15 protein-coding genes are annotated in these 16742 nt (G+C 64.6%); 13 read left to right on the forward strand and 2 right to left on the reverse strand.

Annotation, left to right across the window (positions count from 1 at the left end; translation table 11 throughout):
- Positions 1-3: 3 nt before the first annotated feature.
- The 10 genes from ACQKPS_RS03515 to ACQKPS_RS03560 all read left to right on the forward strand — a co-directional run bounded on the left by ACQKPS_RS03515 (position 4) and on the right by ACQKPS_RS03560 (position 13228).
- The gene (locus ACQKPS_RS03515) at positions 4-1932 is read left to right on the forward strand and encodes an extracellular solute-binding protein (RefSeq protein WP_427602891.1); all 1929 of its coding nucleotides are present in this window, start codon (positions 4-6) and stop codon (positions 1930-1932) included.
- Positions 1929-2987 carry a microcin C ABC transporter permease YejB gene (locus ACQKPS_RS03520; protein WP_283724619.1) on the forward strand — a complete coding sequence of 353 codons (1059 nt, stop codon included), beginning with the start codon at positions 1929-1931 and terminating at the stop codon, positions 2985-2987. The genes ACQKPS_RS03515 and ACQKPS_RS03520 overlap by 4 nt, the downstream gene beginning before the upstream one ends.
- The gene (locus tag ACQKPS_RS03525; RefSeq protein WP_427602737.1) at positions 2987-4003 is read left to right on the forward strand and encodes an ABC transporter permease; all 1017 of its coding nucleotides are present in this window, start codon (positions 2987-2989) and stop codon (positions 4001-4003) included. The genes ACQKPS_RS03520 and ACQKPS_RS03525 overlap by 1 nt, the downstream gene beginning before the upstream one ends.
- Before the next feature lie 51 nt (positions 4004-4054).
- Positions 4055-5437: a sigma-54 interaction domain-containing protein gene (locus ACQKPS_RS03530; protein ID WP_427602738.1), complete on the forward strand. Its 1383-nt coding sequence runs from the start codon at positions 4055-4057 to the stop codon at positions 5435-5437.
- A 271-nt stretch (positions 5438-5708) separates the two neighbouring features.
- Positions 5709-7100 carry a GntP family permease gene (locus tag ACQKPS_RS03535; RefSeq protein WP_427602740.1) on the forward strand — a complete coding sequence of 464 codons (1392 nt, stop codon included), beginning with the start codon at positions 5709-5711 and terminating at the stop codon, positions 7098-7100.
- Between the two features lie 11 nt (positions 7101-7111).
- Positions 7112-7882, forward strand: coding sequence for a 3-hydroxybutyrate dehydrogenase (hbdH, locus tag ACQKPS_RS03540; protein WP_427602742.1), 771 nt, complete (start codon positions 7112-7114; stop codon positions 7880-7882).
- Between the two features lie 55 nt (positions 7883-7937).
- Positions 7938-8417: a serine protease inhibitor ecotin gene (gene eco, locus ACQKPS_RS03545; protein ID WP_254485388.1), complete on the forward strand. Its 480-nt coding sequence runs from the start codon at positions 7938-7940 to the stop codon at positions 8415-8417.
- Positions 8418-8507: 90 nt separating this feature from the next.
- Positions 8508-10466, forward strand: coding sequence for an acetoacetate--CoA ligase (locus ACQKPS_RS03550; RefSeq protein ID WP_254485387.1), 1959 nt, complete (start codon positions 8508-8510; stop codon positions 10464-10466).
- A 36-nt stretch (positions 10467-10502) separates the two neighbouring features.
- Positions 10503-10778, forward strand: coding sequence for a peptidylprolyl isomerase (locus ACQKPS_RS03555; RefSeq protein WP_008095636.1), 276 nt, complete (start codon positions 10503-10505; stop codon positions 10776-10778).
- 131 nt (positions 10779-10909) lie between these two features.
- A complete protein-coding gene (locus tag ACQKPS_RS03560) occupies positions 10910-13228 on the forward strand; it encodes an autotransporter outer membrane beta-barrel domain-containing protein (RefSeq protein ID WP_427602745.1) in 2319 nt (772 codons plus the stop codon).
- Here ACQKPS_RS03560 and ACQKPS_RS03565 read toward each other — a convergent pair.
- Positions 13225-13848 carry a LysE family translocator gene (locus tag ACQKPS_RS03565; RefSeq protein WP_254485385.1) on the reverse strand — a complete coding sequence of 208 codons (624 nt, stop codon included), beginning with the start codon at positions 13846-13848 and terminating at the stop codon, positions 13225-13227. The genes ACQKPS_RS03560 and ACQKPS_RS03565 overlap by 4 nt on opposite strands.
- A 130-nt stretch (positions 13849-13978) precedes the next feature.
- Between ACQKPS_RS03565 and ACQKPS_RS03570 the strand changes: the two genes are divergently transcribed.
- Together ACQKPS_RS03570 and ACQKPS_RS03575 are read left to right on the forward strand one after the other, a co-directional pair.
- A complete protein-coding gene (locus ACQKPS_RS03570; protein ID WP_427602747.1) occupies positions 13979-14797 on the forward strand; it encodes a helix-turn-helix domain-containing protein in 819 nt (272 codons plus the stop codon).
- Between the two features lie 61 nt (positions 14798-14858).
- Positions 14859-15473, forward strand: a complete 615-nt coding sequence (locus ACQKPS_RS03575; RefSeq protein WP_427602749.1) for a LysE family translocator — start codon at positions 14859-14861, stop codon at positions 15471-15473.
- Here ACQKPS_RS03575 and ACQKPS_RS03580 read toward each other — a convergent pair.
- A complete protein-coding gene (locus ACQKPS_RS03580) occupies positions 15421-16146 on the reverse strand; it encodes a metallophosphoesterase (RefSeq protein ID WP_427602751.1) in 726 nt (241 codons plus the stop codon). The genes ACQKPS_RS03575 and ACQKPS_RS03580 overlap by 53 nt on opposite strands.
- A gap of 74 nt (positions 16147-16220) precedes the next feature.
- Here ACQKPS_RS03580 and ACQKPS_RS03585 point away from each other — a divergent pair, with 74 nt between their 5' ends.
- The gene (locus ACQKPS_RS03585) at positions 16221-16736 is read left to right on the forward strand and encodes a DUF3016 domain-containing protein (protein ID WP_283725342.1); all 516 of its coding nucleotides are present in this window, start codon (positions 16221-16223) and stop codon (positions 16734-16736) included.
- Positions 16737-16742 lie beyond the last annotated feature (6 nt).

The raw sequence follows: 16742 nt of genomic DNA on the forward strand, positions 1-16742 counted from the left end.
CTGATCATCGTGTCCCTTGTGGGAGCGGGTTTACCCGCGAAGAGGCCCGAGCCGGCAATTTGGTTGCCTGGGCTGGCCTCTTCGCGGGTAAACCCGCTCCCACAGGTCCTTCTAGGGATCTGGATTCTGTGTATGGGCTGGATGGTGCAGGCCGCGCCCACCCACGCCCTGACCGTCTACGGCGAAGCACCCCGCTACAGCGAAAACTTCCGCCATTTCGACTACGTCAACCCCGACGCCACCAAGGGTGGCCTGATGCGCCGCTCGGCCACCGATATCGGCCAGTTCGACCATATCCTGCCCTACATCGACAAAGGCATCGGCGTCAGCGAGGTCGATGGCTGGCTGTATGCGCCCCTGGCGCAACGCTCGTTCGACGAGCCCTACACCGTCTACGGCCTGATCGCCCGGCGCATGGAACGTGGCCCGGATGACGCCTGGCTGCGCTTCGAGATCGACCCCAAGGCGACCTTCGCCGACGGCAAGCCGGTGCGCGCCGAAGATGTGCGCTTCAGCTTCGACAAGCTGATGGCCGAAGGCAGCCTCAAGTACCGCACCCAGTTCGCCGAAGTCGCCGGGGTCACGATCGAAGGCCCGCGGCAGTTGCGCTTCGACTTCAAACAGCCCCACGGCCGCACGCTGGCCCTGGACCTGGCCAGCCTGCCGGTACTGCCCGAGCACTACTGGGCCAGCCGCGACTTCACCAACGGCGCCGGCTTCGACAAGCCGGTCGGTAGCGGCCCATACCGTATCGGGCACATCGACAACGGCCGCAGCATCACCTTCGAGCGCGACCCCAACTGGTGGGCCAAGGACCTGCCGGTCAACCGTGGGCGCTACAACTTCGAACGCATCCGCATCGAGTATTTCGGCGATACCGAAGTGGCGCGCCAGGTGCTCAAGGGTGGCGGCTACGACTACAACCGCGAGTTTTCCGCCACCGCCTACACCTTGGGTTACAACAGCGCACAACTGGACGATGGCCGCCTGCAGCGCGCCCACCTCGGCCCGGCCAAGCCGCAAGTGGCCCAGGGCTTCGTGTTCAACCTGGACAAGCCTCAATTCAAGGACCGCCGTGTGCGCCAGGCACTGGCCTTGCTCTGGGACTTCGAATGGAGCAACCGGCAGATGATGCGTAACCTGTACATCCGCCAGCAGAGCGTGTTTTCCAATACCCCGCTGGCCGCTCGCGCACTGCCGGATGCGGGCGAGCTCAAACTGCTCGAACCGCTGCGCGGGCGGGTGCCGGACGAAGTCTTCACGCAGGTTTTCACGGCGCCAGTGACCGACGGCTCCGGCATCATTCGCCCACAGCAGTTGCAGGCGCTGGCCTTGTTGCAACAGGCCGGCTGGCGCCCCGACGGTGATCACCTGGTCAACGCCCAGGGTGAGCCGCTGGCATTTACCTTCCTCAACGGCCAGTCCGGCATCGAGCGCCTGCTGCTGCCGTGGAAGCGCAACCTGGCACAGATCGGCATCACCCTGAACATCCGCAACGTCGATTCGGCGCAGTACGTGAACCGGTTAATGGCCCGCGACTACGACATGATCGTCACCGGCTATGCGGTGACCCTGTCGCCGGGCGCCGAGCTGTACAACTATTTTGGCTCGGCCGCCGCCAACGACCCAGGCTCGAACAACCTGATGGTGCTCAAGGACCCGGCGGTCGACCAGCTGATCGACGGCCTGGTGCGCGCCGACAGCCAGGCCGACATGCTGCACCACGCCCATGCCCTGGACCGGGTGCTGCAATGGAACTACTACTGGATCACCAATTATTACCCGCCCGGCAGCTCGACCGTGTGGTGGAACCGCTTCGGCCTGCCGAACGTCCAGCCCGCCTATGACGAAGGCCTGGACAGCTGGTGGGAAATCAGCCCGACGGCGCTGACCAACGCGCAGATGGCCGAACGGCAGAAGGCCCAGCCATGACCAGCTACATCCTGCGGCGCCTGCTGCTGATCATCCCGACCTTGCTGGCGATCCTGCTGGTCAACTTCGCCATCGTCCAGGCCGCGCCCGGCGGCCCTGTAGAGCAGGCGGTGGCGCGCCTGCAAGGGCTGGGCGGCGGTGCGCCCGGCGCCCGGGCAGAAGTGGTACACAGCGAATCCCGGGCCACTCGCGGCCTGGACCCAAAGCTGATCGAGGAGATCAAGCGCCAGTACGGCTTCGACAAGACGGCTGCGCAGCGCCTGTGGCTGATGCTCGGCCAGTACGCCCGGCTGGACTTCGGCCAGAGCTTCTTCCGCGGCGCCAAGGTCACCGACCTGATCCTCGACAAGCTACCCGTGACCCTGTCCCTGGGCTTTTGGGCCACACTGATCACCTACCTGGTGTCGATCCCGCTGGGCATCCGCAAGGCGGTGCGCCACGGCAGCCGCTTCGATGCCTGGAGCAGCGCACTGATCGTGGTCGGCTATGCCCTGCCCTCGTTCCTGTTCGCGCTGCTGTTGATCGTGCTGTTCGCCGGCGGCACTTCGCTGAACTGGTTCCCGGTCCGTGGCCTGGTATCGGATGATTTCGACCAGCTCAGCCTGCTGGGCAAGGTCGCCGACTACCTCTGGCACCTGGTGCTGCCGGTCGGCGCGCTGGTGATCGGCGGTTTTGCCACCCTCACCCTGCTGACCAAGAACGCCTTCCTCGATGAAATCTCCCGCCAGTACGTGGTCACTGCCCGCGCCAAGGGCCTGAGCGAACGCCGCGTGCTGTATGGGCACGTACTGCGCAACGCGATGCTGCTGGTGCTGGCCGGCCTGCCCCAGGCGCTGATCACGGTGTTCTTCGCAGGCTCTCTGCTGATCGAGGTGATCTTCTCCCTCGATGGCCTCGGCCGCATGAGTTACGAAGCGGCCGTGTCACGCGACTACCCGGTGGTGTTCGGTACGCTGTTCATCTTCACCCTGGCCGGCCTGCTGTTCCGCCTGATCGGTGACCTGGCCTTCACCGTGCTCGACCCGCGCATCGACTTCGACACGAGGGCGCACTGATGCTGTCGCCGGTTTCACGTCGTCGCCTGCAGCGTTTTCGCCGCAACCGCCTGGGCTGGGTGTCGCTGTGGGTGTTTGCCGGCCTGCTGGTGCTGAGCCTGTGCGCGGAGCTCGTGGCCAACGACAAGCCGCTGCTGCTGAGCTACAAAGGCGACTGGTACACCCCGGCACTCAAGCGCTACAGCGAGCAGCAGTTTGGCGGGCAGTTGCCATTCCAGCCGGACTACCGCAGTGCCTACGTGCGCCAGCTGATCGAGGGCCAGGGCGGCTGGATGCTGTTCGCGCCCATCCCGTTCAGCGCCGACACCCCCAACTACGACCTGCTGGTCCCCACCCCCAGCCCGCCGAGCGCGAGCAACTGGCTGGGGACCGACGATCAGGGCCGCGACGTATTGGCGCGGGTGCTGTATGGCACGCGAACCTCGCTGCTGTTCGCCTTTGCCCTGACCGTGATCAGCGTCCTCATCGGGGTCGCTGCCGGCGCACTGCAAGGTTATTACGGTGGCTGGGTGGACCTGTTCGGGCAGCGCTTGCTGGAGGTGTGGTCGGGGCTGCCGGTGCTGTACCTGCTGATCATTCTCAGTGGCTTTGTCGAGCCGGATTTCTGGTGGTTGCTGGCCATCATGGCGCTGTTTTCATGGCTGGCCCTGGTCGATGTGGTGCGCGCCGAGTTTCTGCGCGGGCGCAACCTTGAATACGTGAAAGCGGCGCGTGCCCTGGGGCTGCCAGACACTCTGGTGATGCTGCGCCATGTACTGCCCAATGCGATGAACGCGACGTTCACCTATGTACCCTTCATGCTCACCGGGGCGATCACCACACTGACAGCACTGGACTTCCTCGGCTTTGGCATGCCCGCCGGCAGCGCTTCGTTGGGTGAGCTTGTAACCCAGGGCAAACAGCACCTGGAGGCGCCGTGGCTGGGCTTTACCGCGTTCTTTGCCTTGGCGGTGATCTTGTCGCTTTTGGTATTTATCGGGGATGCCTTGCGCGAGGCGTTCGATCCCAGAGGATAGGTTTTCAGGACCGGCCTCTTCGCGGGCAATGTAAGTACAGGACTCAGCAAGATGCACGATAGCGACAGCCTCAAGGACTACCCCCAGGTACGGCAACTGGCGATTCGCTCGCTGTTCGAGATCATCGAGCAGTCCAGCGAAGGCACGGTGATCGTCGACCGCGACGCCCGCATCGTCTGGATGAACGAGCGCTACGCCCGGCGCTTCGGTCTGGCCGACGCGGCCAGCGCGATCGGCCAGCCGTGCGAGGCGGTCATACCGGGCAGCCTGATGCGCCAGGTGGTGAGCGATGGCCGGCCGATCCTGCTGGACATGCTCGATACACCCAACGAGCCGCTGGTGGTGATGCGCCTGCCGATCCACGATGCCCAGGGCGCCCTGATCGGCGCCATCGGCTTTGCCCTGTTCGAGGAGCTGCGCAGCCTGTCACCCTTGCTCAAGCGCTTTGCGAGCATGCAGCAGGAGCTGGCCAGCACCCGCTCGCAATTGCGTGCACGCCAGGCCAGGTACAGCTTTGCACAGTTCGTCGGCAGCAGCCCGGCCAGCCTCGAAGCCAAGCGCCGGGCGCGGCGCGGTGCCGGCAGCGATTCGCCGGTGCTGTTGCTGGGCGAGACCGGCACCGGCAAAGAGTTGCTGGCCCATGCCATCCATGCGGCTTCGGCACGGGCGCACAAAGCCTTCGTCAGTATCAACAGTGCGGCAATCCCCGAAACCCTGCTCGAGGCCGAGTTCTTCGGCACCGCGCCCGGCGCCTTTACCGGTGCCGATCGCAAGGGCCGCAGCGGCAAGCTGCAACTGGCCGAAGGCGGCACGCTGTTCCTCGACGAAATTGGTGACATGCCCCTGGCACTGCAGAGCAAGTTGCTGCGCGTTTTGCAGGAAAAGGAATACGAACCGGTCGGCTCGAACCAGATGCTGCGCAGCGACGTGCGCATTATCGCCGCTACCTCCATCGACCTGCAGGCGGCCATGGCCCGCGGGGCGTTTCGTGCCGATCTCTACTACCGGCTGAACGTGCTGCCGATCGAAGTGCCGCCGCTGCGCGAGCGGGTCGAAGACTTGCCGGCGCTATGCGAAGCGATCCTGGCCGAGCTGGGTAGCCAGTACGAACTGGAGCCGGAAGCGCAGGCATTGCTGGCGCGCCACGCGTGGCCAGGGAACATTCGCGAGTTGCGCAACGTGCTCGAGCGGGCGACGTTGCTAGCTGACCAGCCGCGGCTTGGCGTAACCGACCTGACTGCGGCGCTTGGGACATTGAGCCCGGTGGCGGGCCAGGAAAAAACCATGAGCTATCGTGAGGCGTGTGAACAGTTCGAACGACGGCTGATTGCCGGGGCTTTGGCCGAGCATGCGGGGAATGTGCCGAAGGCTGCAAAGGCTCTGGGGCTGGGGCGCTCGACCTTGTACAAGAAGATGGTTGTATTTGGTCTCTGATTGGAGACTTCTGTTTCCAACTTGAGAATGCCGCGAGGGCTTCGCCCTCGATCGCGGCGCAAGGCCGCTCCTACAGGGGCTCGCGGTCGCCTGTAGGAGCGGCCTTGTGTCGCGATGGGCCGCAAAGCGGCCCCGGCAATCTCAAAATAGAGACACGACCAACAGCCAAACAAAATTAATCCTTAAATTTCAACACGTTAAAAACCTGGCACGATTCCCGCTATCTCCCGGTCACCCATAACAACAAGACTCACCCAGGAGATCCATCCCGATGACCGTGCTCATCGCCCTCGCCGCCTTGGCCCTGCTGATGCTGGCCGCCTACCGCGGCTACAGCGTGATCCTCTTCGCACCCATTGCCGCCCTCGGCGCCGTCCTGCTCACCGACCCTGCCGCCGTGGCCCCTGCGTTCACCGGGGTGTTCATGGAGAAGATGGTCGGCTTCATCAAGCTGTACTTCCCGGTGTTCCTGCTCGGCGCCGTGTTCGGCAAGCTCATCGAACTGTCCGGCTTCTCACGCTCGATCGTCGCCGCAGCCATCCGCCTGCTCGGTACCCGCCAGGCGATGCTGGTGATCGTACTGGTCTGTGCCCTGCTCACCTACGGCGGCGTGTCGCTGTTCGTGGTGGTGTTTGCGGTATACCCGTTCGCCGCCGAAATGTTTCGCCAGAGCGACATCCCCAAGCGCCTGATTCCGGCCACCATCGCCCTGGGCGCGTTCTCGTTCACCATGGATGCCCTGCCCGGCACCCCGCAAATCCAGAACATCATCCCCAGCACCTTCTTCAACACCACTGCCTGGGCCGCGCCATGGCTGGGGCTGATCGGTACGCTGTTCGTGTTCTGCAGCGGCATGCTGTACCTGCAGCGCCAGCGCAACAAGGCCCAGCATGCGGGGGAAGGCTATGGCAACAACCTGCGCAACGAACCGGAGACAGCAGCCGACCTGGCCCTGCCCAACCCCTGGCTGGCGCTGTCACCGCTGGTGCTGGTAGGCGTGATGAACCTGCTCTTCACCCACTGGATCCCGCAGTGGTACGGCCCCAGTCACACACTGCAATTGCCGGGCATGAGCGCGCCGGTCAACAGCGACGTGGCCAAGCTCACGGCGATCTGGGCGGTGCAGGCGGCGCTGCTGGTGGGCATCCTGATGGTGCTGGCGTGTGCCTTCGGGGTGATCCGCGAACGCCTGGCCGAAGGCACCAAGAGTGCCGTCGGTGGCGCCCTGCTGGCCGCCATGAACACCGCGTCCGAATATGGCTTTGGCGCAGTCATCGCTTCGCTGCCGGGCTTTCTGGTACTGGCCGATGCCTTGCGTGGCATCCCCAACCCGCTGGTCAACGAAGCAATCACCGTGACCCTGTTGGCTGGCATCACCGGCTCCGCCTCGGGTGGCATGAGCATCGCCCTGGCGGCCATGAGCGACAGCTTCATCGCAGCGGCCCATGCCGCCAACATTCCCCTCGAGGTGCTGCACCGGGTGGCCGCGATGGCCAGTGGCGGCATGGACACCTTGCCGCACAACGGCGCGGTCATCACCTTGCTGGCGGTAACCGGGCTGACCCACCGCGAAGCCTACAAGGACATATTCGGTATTACCCTGATCAAGACCCTGGCCGTGTTCGTGGTCATTGCCACCTTCTACGCCACCGGCATCGTCTAAGGAGTTTCTGCATGACTTTGAAAGGCAAGACGGCACTCGTCACCGGCTCCACCAGCGGTATCGGCCTGGGCATAGCCCAGGTGCTGGCCCGCGCAGGCGCGAACATTGTACTCAACGGTTTCGGCGACCCGTCGCCGGCCTTGGCAGCGATTGCCAGCCACGGCGTCAAGGTAGCCCACCACCCCGCGGACCTCTCCGATGTGGCGCAAATCGAGGCGCTGTTCGCGATGGCCGAGCGCGAGTTCGGCGGCGTCGACATCCTGGTCAGCAACGCTGGCATCCAGCACGTGGCGCCGGTTGAGCAGTTCCCGCTGGAAAGCTGGGACAAGATCATCGCCCTCAACCTCTCGGCGGTGTTCCATGGCACCCGCCTGGCCCTGCCTGGCATGCGCGCGCGCAACTGGGGCCGGATCATCAATATTGCCTCGGTGCACGGGCTGGTCGGCTCCACCGGCAAGGCAGCCTATGTGGCAGCCAAGCACGGCGTGGTCGGGTTGACCAAGGTGGTGGGCCTGGAAACCGCTACCAGCAACGTCACCTGCAACGCCATCTGTCCAGGCTGGGTGCTCACCCCGCTGGTGCAGAAGCAGATCGACGATCGTGCCGCCAATGGCGTCGATCCGCAGCAAGCACAGCACGATCTGCTGGCCGAGAAGCAGCCTTCACTGGCCTTCGTCACTCCCGAACACCTCGGCGAGCTGGTACTCTTCCTGTGCAGCGAGGCCGGTAGCCAGGTTCGCGGTGCCGCCTGGAACGTCGATGGTGGCTGGTTGGCCCAGTGACGGGCGGCCTGGGCCTGGCAACGGTCTTGCACTCGTTCATCTGCAAGGAGGCCCTATGCGCCCAACCCCAATGACCGCGATCTTTGCCCTGACCCTGGCCGCCGCTGCTCCGGCGATGGCGGCCAGCCTCAAGGACATCGCGCCCTATCCCGAGGCGGAAAAAGGCTTCACCCGGCAGGTCATTCACCTGCCGGCGCAAACCGATGAATCGGCTCACAAGCTGGAAATTCTGGCCGGCAAGACGCTGGAGGTGGACTGCAACCGCCAGCGCCTGGCCGGCAGCCTGGAAGAGCACACCCTCGAAGGCTGGGGCTACAGTTACTACCGACTGGACAAGGTCGGTGGCCCGGCCAGCACGCTGATGGCCTGCCCGGATGGCAAGAAGACCCAGGCCTTCGTGCCGGTGGTCGGTGAAGGCTTCATGTTGCGCTACAACAGCAAGCTGCCTGTGGTGGTGTACGTGCCCAAAGGTGTCGAAGTGCGTTATCGCGTGTGGTCGGCATCTGAAGAGGTGCAAACGGCTAACGTCGAGTAACACGTAAGCCATTAAGCTTTGTGTCAGGCCCTTCGCGGGCAAGCCCGCGAAGAGGCCCTGAAAGCCAATGCAGTCATCAGGAGGTTCGGCATGAACGATGTGCTCTGGCGCCCCTCCACGGCGCAGATCGAAGCCAGCCGGATGGATGCCTTCCGCCGCCGGGTGAACCTGCGTTACAACCTGCAGCTCAATGACTATGCGGCCCTGCACCGCTGGAGCATCGAGCAGCGTCCGGCCTTCTGGCAAACCCTGGCTGACTATTTCCAGGTGGCCTGGCACACCCCGCCCAGTCAGGTCCTCAGCGAAGGCGCACACATGCCTGACGCCCGCTGGTTCAGCGGGGCCACCCTGAATTTCGCCGAACACCTGCTGCGCCGGCGTGACGACCGGCCTGCGGTGGTTTCCGTGCGCGAAGACGGCCAGCGTGTGGCCTTCACCCATGCGCAACTGGCCGCCGAAGTCGCGGGCCTGCAACAAGCCTTCAAGGCAGCCGGCATCGGCCCCGGTGACCGCATCGCTGCAATCATGCCCAACAGCTGGCAAACCCTGGTGGCGATGCTCGCCTGTACCAGCCTGGGTGCGGTCTGGTCAACATCTTCGCCGGAGTTCGGCCTGCATGGCATCATCGACCGCTTCGGCCAGATCGAACCGAAACTGCTGCTGGTGTGCGCCGGTTACCAATACGCCGGCAAGTCGGTCGACCAGGTCGACAAGATCAACCAGGTCTGCGCCCGGTTGCCAGGGCTGCAGCAGTTGATCGTGGTGCCCTATACCCGCCCCCACACCCAAGCTGCCGAATTCACCGCCGCCAAGGTCAGCCTGTGGGACGACTTCTACCGACCTGGCGGCGAACCTGCATTTGCTTCGCTACCGTTCGACCACCCGCTGTACATCCTCTATTCCAGCGGCACCACAGGCGTGCCCAAATGCATCGTCCATCGCGCTGGCGGCGTGCTGTTGCAGCACCTCAAGGAACACGGCCTGCACAATGACCTGAAGGCCGACGACGTGCTGTTCTACTACACCACCTGTGGCTGGATGATGTGGAACTGGCTGGCCAGCGGCCTGGCCGTCGGCGCCACCCTGGTGTTGTACGACGGCTCGCCGTTCCACCCAGGCCCAGAGCGTCTGCTCGACCTGATCGACGCTGAACGCATCCAGGCCTTCGGTACCAGTGCCAAGTACCTGGCTGCGCTTGAACAGGAAGGCCTGGAACCGGCCCGCAGCCATCGCCTGGACAGCCTGCGGCTGATCCTGTCCACCGGTTCGCCCTTGTCGCCACACAGCTATGACTACGTGTACGGCAAGATCAAGGCCGACCTGTGCCTGGCTTCGATGTCCGGTGGCACCGATATCGTTTCGTGCTTCGTGCTCGGCAACCCGACCCTGCCGGTGCGCCGTGGCGAAATGGCCTGCAAGGGCCTGGGCATGGCCGTAGAGGTATGGAACGAACAGGGCCAACCGGTGCTCGATGAAAAAGGCGATCTGGTCTGCACCCGCAATTTCCCGTCGATGCCCCTGGGTTTCTGGAACGACACGGACGGCAGCCGCTACCATGCTGCCTATTTCAGCCAGTTCCCCGGGGTCTGGGCGCAGGGCGACTACGCCGAGCAGCGCAGCAGCGGCGGCCTGCTGATCCATGGCCGCTCCGACGCCGTGCTCAACCCCGGCGGTGTGCGCATCGGCACGGCGGAGATCTACCGCCAGGTGGAAAAGGTCGAAGAGGTGCTGGAAAGCGTGGCCATCGGCCAGGACTGGCACGGCGATGTGCGTGTGGTGCTGTTCGTGCGCCTGCGCGATGGCCTGCAACTGGACGAGGCCCTGCGCCAGCGCATTCGCCAGGTGATCCGCCAGTACACCACGCCGCGCCATGTGCCAGCCGTGATCGCCCAGGTCAGTGACATCCCGCGCACCATCAGCGGCAAGCTGGTGGAGCTGGCCATTCGCAACGTGGTGCACGGGCAGCCGGTGAAAAACACCGACGCCCTGGCCAACCCGCAGGCGCTGGAGCAGTTTCGCGACCGCACGGAGCTGCGCGATCAGGCATAATGGCGCCCTTTTTTGCCCCGAAGCACAGGTGTACCCATGAAAGCTCAAGCCCGCCACATCCTGGTCAAGACCGCTGACGAAGCTGAAAAGCTCAAGCAGCGCATCGCCAACGGCGAGGCCTTCGACGTGCTGGCGAAGAAGTTCTCCACCTGCCCGTCGGGCAAACGCGGTGGAGACCTGGGCGAAGTGCGCCCGGGCCAGCTGGTCGGCGCGATCGACCAGGTGATCTTCAAAAAGCCACTGCGCGTGGTGCACGGGCCGATCAAGAGCAAGTTCGGCTACCACCTGGTGCAGACCTTCTACCGCGACTGATAGCCACGGGCCACCTGGCATTTTTGCCAGTTGTCCCGTATTCGCGCATTGCATACAAATCAGGCAGGGCCGAAGCGGCAGCCGAATGCCGTTTCAGGTAGTGGTCCCTTGATGGACACGGAGACCTGCCTATGCGTTGCCCTCGCCAGCTGCTGCCTGCTGCCTTTCCCCTCCTTACCCTGCCACTGATCGTTAATGCTGATGCTTTGGTGGTTTCGCCTGGCGACAACTTAGGTGCCGTCGTGCAGACCCAGGACATCGATGATTTCAAGATGACCGGGGGTAGCGTGCAGTCGCTGAACCAAGGTCAAGGTTATGACACCTTCACAATGACCGGGGGTCGCATCATTGGTGCCTTCGAAGATGGTGACAAAGCCGACTTCGAGGGTGGCCGGATTGGACGTGTGGACCTCAAACTTGCCGACAACATTTTCGTAATGACCCAGGACCTCAAAACCCCGGAAGGTAACGTTGTCGAAACCGTGATTGATGGCAACCTGGTCAGCGGTTTCGGCAACGACACCATCACCCTCAATGGCGGCACCATTGGCGGAAACATCAGTACCAGTGGCGGCGTGGACATCATCACCATCAACGGCGGCACCTTGAAAGGCAACGTGCTGGCCAGCGCCGGCAATGACATCCTGAACTGGTCGGGGGGCACCATCGGCGGGCGGGTCGACATGGGCGTCGGTGACGATCAGGTCACCATCAGCAATCTCAAACCACAAACCCTGACCATCAACATCGATGGTGGCGCCGGCAACGACAGCCTTGAATTCAACAATAGCGAGATTGATGGCGGCGCCCACTACTTGAACTTCGAAACGATCGACCTGAAAGACAGCCGCATGACGCTGAACGATACGCTGACACTCGGTGACGCAGACAGCGGCGGCGGTACCCTGACCATCGACGCCAAGAGTTCGCTCACGCCTCGCCAGGGCACGGTTGCACCGTTCACTGCTGGGCAGCTTGCCAGTGTCCGTAATGCCGGCACGATCGATCTGAGCACGGGCAATGACGCCCTGGGCCGGCTGACCATCAACGGCAACTACCAGGGTGATAACGGCCTGCTGCGCGTAAACAGTGTATTGGCGGGTGATGGCGCAGCCTCCGACCGACTGGTGGTCAGCCAGGGCGCGATCACTGGCACGACTCGCCTGGAGGTCAATAATCTGGGTGGTGCAGGTGCCGCCACGGAACAGAACGGTATTCAGGTCGTCGAAGCCCGTGACGGCGCCACCAGCAGCGCCACGGCCTTTGTCCAGACCCAGCGCCTGTCGGTCGGCGCCTACGATTACCGGCTGTTCAAAGGGGGCGTGACGCCTGGCAGCGCGAATAGCTGGTTCTTGCGTTCGACGGTGGCCGCCGCCCCCACTCCACCAGCGCCAGGCGAGCCAACGCCACCCCCACTGCCACCTCCGCCCGTGGCTGCGCCAGCCCCCGGCCAGCCCGATCTGCCAGCCCCTGTTGCCGGCGCAAGCATTCCGCTCTACCGGCCTGAAGTTGCGGTTTACGCTGCGGCACCACGGGGTGCTGCGATCATTGCTCGCCAGGCCCTGGGCACGTTCCATAAGCGCCAGGGTGATCAGCGATTGCTGGGCAACCAGGGCGACCTGTCGGCCAGCTGGGGCCAGGCCTATGGCAGCGCCCTGCGCCAGCAATGGAGTGGCACCGTGAGCCCGAGCCTGGACGGTAACCTGTATGGCTTCAAGGTGGGCCAGGACGTGTATGCCAAGCTCAGCGATGACGGCTATCGCCAGCATCTGGGCTTTTATGTCAGCCACAGTCGGCTGGACGCCGACGTCAAAGGCTTCGCGTTGGCCGTGAAGGACCGCAGCGTTGGTGACTTGAAGCTGGACGGCGACAGCGTCGGCGGCTACTGGACACTGATTGGCCCGCAAGGCGGGTACCTCGACAGCGTGCTGCAGTACACCAGACTCGATGGCCGCGCCCGCTCCGACCGGGGCGACAAGCTGAATATCGACGGCCATGCCTGGACCGCATCGCTGGAGTCCGGTTACCCGTTCAGCCTGTCCGAACGCTGGACCGTGGAGCCACAAGCGCAGCTGATTGCCCAGAAAGTCTCGCTGGACAGCGCCAACGACGGCATCTCGCACGTCAGCCATGATGCCCAGGTCGAACTGACCGGCCGGCTCGGCGTGCGCCTGGAAGGTACCTACAGCGCCAGCGGCGCACGCCTGCTGCAACCCTACGCTCAGGTCAACCTGTGGCACGGCGACGGCGGTCGCGACACTTTGACCTTCGATGGCGTGGACAAGGTCAAGACCGACTACCGCTACACCTCGCTGCAGCTGGAAACCGGCCTGGTCGCCCAGGTCAGTGAGGCGCTGAGTCTGCACGGCGGCGTGCAGTACTCCAGCAACCTCGACAGCCGTCAGCAGGAAGCCAGCGGCGTCAACCTGGGCGTGCGCTGGCAGTTCTAGCGCCGCGTCGCCAGCAGGCCGAGGCCGGCGCAACCGAGCAGCGAGGCGCTGACCCGGTTGAACAGCCGGCGCGGCCCGGGTTGGCTGAACCAGCGCTGCATGTAGGCGCCCAGGCCCGAGTAGATGGCGATCGCCGCCCACTCCAGCAGCAGGAACAGCACGCCGAGCCAGAGGAACTGCTCGCTCACTGGGGTGGCGCTGCCGACCGAGACGAACTGCGGCAGGAAGGCGGTGAAGATGAGGATGGCCTTCGGGTTGCCCGCCGCCACCCAGAACTCCTGGCGCGCCAGGCGCCAGGTGCCACGCGGGTGATCGCTGGCCACCACGGCCTCGCCGACCGGGGCGCGCCACAGCTGCCAGGCGATGTAGAAAAGGTACGCCGCGCCCACCACCTTGATGGCCAGGAACAGGTACTCGCTGGTATGCAGCACCACCGCCAGGCCCATGGCGGCCAGGGCGATCATGCCGCTGAAGGCCACAATCCGCCCGCCACCGGCCACGCAGGCGGTGCGCAGGCCGTAGCGGCTGGCGTTGTGCAACGACAACAGGTTGTTCGGCCCCGGCGCCATGTTCAGGGCAAAGCAGGCAGGGATGAATAGCAGCAGGCTCGACAGGTCCATTTTGTTCTCCAGGCAATCCGCCGTTACTGTCGATGCCGGGCAGCGCCGGGTCAAGGTACAGTCAGCGGCAAAAATTGTACGGCCAGGCGCCCGCCGCTGCTAAGCTGCCCACCTGATCGAGGACCCTGTCATGCCCACTGCCCGCTACCAGCTTTGGCACGACCCGGCACTGCCCTGGGTGGAAAGCCGCCGCGCCTGCCACAGCCGCGCCTGCTACAAGGCGCACAGTCACCCGACCTTCTCCATCGGCGCTGTGGATGCTGGCAGCAGTTGCTTCACGGGCGCTGGCAACGGCCAGGAGCGCCTGGAACCGGGCACCCTGGTGCTGGTACCGGCGCAGCGGGTACATGCCTGCAACCCCTCGCCAAGCCAAGCCTGGAGCTACCAGATGCTGCATGTCGATGCCGCCTGGCTGGCGCAATGGCGGCTGGAGTCAGGGCTTGCCGCAGCCAGGCCCGGTGCCCCGGCGCGGATCAGCCGGGAACCGACGCTGTACCGTGAATTCTGCGCGCTGAACGACCTGCTGTTCTCGGCGGCGGGCGTCGGCGAGAAGGAAGCGGCGCTGCTGACGTTCCTCGGCGATCACGACTTTTCGGCGCATCCCGCATCGCTCGCGGCCCCGGCCCCGGTGCTGGGGATGCCGACCTTGCGTGGGCTGATCGAACACATCGAAGCGCAAGACCTGACGCAACTGAGCCTCGAACGCCTGGCCAGGCAAGCGGGCCTTGGCCGCTATCAGCTGATCCGCGCATTTCGCGCCGCGACCGGGCTGACACCCCATGCCTACCTGCTCAACGCACGGATCAACCAAGGCCGACGGCTGCTACGTGACGGGTTGGCGTTGGCCGAGGTTGCCTACCAGCTGGGGTTTGCCGACCAGAGCCATTTCCAGCGGGTGTTCAAGGCCCATGTCGGGCTGACGCCGGGGCAGTACCGGCGCGCGCAATAATCTTCAATACCTGCGCCTGGGCAGCCTCCAGACTGCGGCTTTTCTACCGAGACAGCCCACCATGGAGCAGTTCCTGATCGTCGCCCTCGCCCACTTCCTCGCCCTGCTTTCACCCGGCCCGGACTTTTCCCTGGTCGCCCGCACCTCGGTAGCGGCCGGCTGGCGCGTGGCCAGCGGCGCCTGCCTGGGCATCGCCTTGGCCAATGGCTTGTTCATTGCCATGGCCTTTGCCGGCCTGGCCATCCTGCGCGAAGGCAGCGCGCTGTTCCTTACCCTGCAACTGGCCGGTGCCGGCTACCTGTTTTACATCGGCCTGCTGTTCCTGCGCCATGCCGGTAAAAGCGAGCTCACGGCCGTTGCCGGGCCGGGTGCGACCAAGGGATGGTGGCGTGGCCTTGGCATGGGCTTTTTGTCAGGGGCGCTGAACCCTAAGAACGCGCTGTTCTACACCAGCCTCGCCGGCATGGTTGCCAGCAGCAGCGCGGGCTGGAAATGGCTCTACAGCGTCTGGATGTTCAGCATCGTGCTGCTGTGGGACCTGCTGGTGGCTGCGGCCATCGGCAATCAACGCCTGCTGCGGCGCTTCGCCCGTGCCCTGCCGTGGCTGGAACGGGCCTCCGGGATCATGCTGATGGGGTTGGCGGTGGCGCTGTTGATTCATCTGCTGCCGGGCTGACCAGGCGCAGGCTGGTCATGTCCATCAGGCTGAAATGGCCACTGGCCCAGCCACCGGTGTCCAGGTGCCAGACGTTGCCCAGCTGCTTGGCCCGCAACACCGGCGTATGCCCCACCAGCAAGGCGCGTACCCCTGCGACGATCTCGGTGTTGCCTTCCTTCAGGCGCTGGCGCGACCACTGGCATACCTCGCGAACGCCAGCGTCGTCATCGAACAGCAGGCTGTCGCGCAATGCGCTCCAGTCGTTGAACGGGCTGTCGGCGTGCAGCAGGCCGATCAGGCCGGCGTCGGTCTGCACTTCCAGAGCAATCGGCAGCTGCAGGAACTGTTCGACGAAGATCGCCTGCTTCTCCTCGGGCATATCGATGAACCAGCCACCACCGGCGGCACGGTACATCTCCAGATCCAGGCGCCCGCCCTGCAGGCAGGTGATCGCCAGCGATTCGTGATTCCCCTGCACGGCGTGGAACCAGGGCTGAGCCAGCCACCACAGGCACTCTTCGCTGTGCGGCCCGCGGTCAACCAGGTCACCGACGCTGAACAGCCGGTCCACTGCCGGGTCGAAACCCGCCGCATCCAGGCACTGATCAAGCCGACGGAAATGCCCGTGGATATCGCCCACGGCCAGGTCACGCCCCTTGCTGTTGGCGGCTACCCGCCGAAACCGGCTCATTACAATGTTCCTCTGCTGGCGCGCTGCGGTCGGCGTAAAATGGAGCGACACGCAGCCCGCCCCGGAGGTGCATCATGCGTAACGCTCTTGTGTGTGCCGTGCTCATGGCGCTGTCATTCAACAGCATGGCACAAGGCACCCCGCCTGCGCAGGTCGAGGTGCGTTTCGACCACCCGGAAAAATTCCGCGACGCCAGCCTCGATGGCCCTGGCTATGAACGCGGCGCCGACCCTTATGTGATGAAGACCCTGACCGAGTACCTGCAGAAACTCGGCCAGCGCTACCTGCAGCCCGACCAGCAGCTGGTGATCGACATTCGCGACATCGACCTGGCCGGCCGTTACGAGCCGTGGCACAGCCAGGCCTACGATGTGCGCTTCATGCGCGACATCACCTGGCCGACCATCGACCTGAGCTACACCCTGCACCAGCCCGGCAACCCCGACCACCAGGCCCAGGAGCGGGTCAGCGACAAAATGTACCTGAGCCGCCCGGGCCGCGCCTCTCACAGCAGCGACCGCCTGTACGCGGAAAAAGCCATGCTCGACGAATGGTTCCGCCAACGGTTTGGCCCGCATTCGTCGTCCTGAGGCAAC

Source organism: Pseudomonas sp. NPDC086566, assembly GCF_050280885.1.
GTDB lineage: Bacteria > Pseudomonadota > Gammaproteobacteria > Pseudomonadales > Pseudomonadaceae > Aquipseudomonas > Aquipseudomonas vlassakiae.

What these genes read in the sequence shown, in the direction of transcription:
- eco (WP_254485388.1), top strand. Translation starts at nt 7,938, where the DNA reads ATGCGCCCAACCCCAATGACCGCGATCTTTGCCCTGACCCTGGCCGCC.
- ACQKPS_RS03585 (WP_283725342.1), top strand. Translation starts at nt 16,221, where the DNA reads ATGCGTAACGCTCTTGTGTGTGCCGTGCTCATGGCGCTGTCATTCAAC.
- ACQKPS_RS03530 (WP_427602738.1), top strand. Translation starts at nt 4,055, where the DNA reads ATGCACGATAGCGACAGCCTCAAGGACTACCCCCAGGTACGGCAACTG.
- ACQKPS_RS03570 (WP_427602747.1), top strand. Translation starts at nt 13,979, where the DNA reads ATGCCCACTGCCCGCTACCAGCTTTGGCACGACCCGGCACTGCCCTGG.
- ACQKPS_RS03555 (WP_008095636.1), top strand. Translation starts at nt 10,503, where the DNA reads ATGAAAGCTCAAGCCCGCCACATCCTGGTCAAGACCGCTGACGAAGCT.
- hbdH (WP_427602742.1), top strand. Translation starts at nt 7,112, where the DNA reads ATGACTTTGAAAGGCAAGACGGCACTCGTCACCGGCTCCACCAGCGGT.
- ACQKPS_RS03520 (WP_283724619.1), top strand. Translation starts at nt 1,929, where the DNA reads ATGACCAGCTACATCCTGCGGCGCCTGCTGCTGATCATCCCGACCTTG.
- ACQKPS_RS03550 (WP_254485387.1), top strand. Translation starts at nt 8,508, where the DNA reads ATGAACGATGTGCTCTGGCGCCCCTCCACGGCGCAGATCGAAGCCAGC.
- ACQKPS_RS03560 (WP_427602745.1), top strand. Translation starts at nt 10,910, where the DNA reads ATGCGTTGCCCTCGCCAGCTGCTGCCTGCTGCCTTTCCCCTCCTTACC.
- ACQKPS_RS03535 (WP_427602740.1), top strand. Translation starts at nt 5,709, where the DNA reads ATGACCGTGCTCATCGCCCTCGCCGCCTTGGCCCTGCTGATGCTGGCC.
- ACQKPS_RS03575 (WP_427602749.1), top strand. Translation starts at nt 14,859, where the DNA reads ATGGAGCAGTTCCTGATCGTCGCCCTCGCCCACTTCCTCGCCCTGCTT.
- ACQKPS_RS03565 (WP_254485385.1), bottom strand. Translation starts at nt 13,848, where the DNA reads ATGGACCTGTCGAGCCTGCTGCTATTCATCCCTGCCTGCTTTGCCCTG.
- ACQKPS_RS03525 (WP_427602737.1), top strand. Translation starts at nt 2,987, where the DNA reads ATGCTGTCGCCGGTTTCACGTCGTCGCCTGCAGCGTTTTCGCCGCAAC.
- ACQKPS_RS03580 (WP_427602751.1), bottom strand. Translation starts at nt 16,146, where the DNA reads ATGAGCCGGTTTCGGCGGGTAGCCGCCAACAGCAAGGGGCGTGACCTG.